Consider the following 305-nt stretch of genomic DNA (forward strand, 5'->3'; position numbering starts at 1 on the left):
TGCGTAGTCACCGCAGCCGGGGCACCAGCGCACTTCCTGATCGGACTTGAAGTCCTTCATGGACTGGCGGGCCTCGGCCTTGGGAACGAGCGAAAGCGCCTCGATCGTGCCCGTGCCTTCCGTGGACGTCTCAGCCATCGATGGCCTCCTTGAGAGCCGTGGCGAGCTGCTCAGCCTTGAACGGCATGCCGTTCACCTGGTTGTACGAGTGGGCGTCGACCAGGTACTTCGCCCGGATCAGCGTGGCGAGCTGCCCGAGGTTCATCTCGGGGATCACCACCTTGTCGTAACGCTTCAACACCGCG

Annotated in this window: 1 pseudogene; it reads right to left on the bottom strand. The window is 63.6% G+C overall.

The features are described 5' to 3' along the window. Positions 1-138: pseudogene (locus ACYF6T_RS44750) on the bottom strand (2-oxoacid:ferredoxin oxidoreductase subunit beta); the annotation flags it as partial. Positions 139-305 lie beyond the last annotated feature (167 nt).

The sequence above is a fragment of the Streptomyces sp. 7R007 genome (assembly GCF_054850255.1).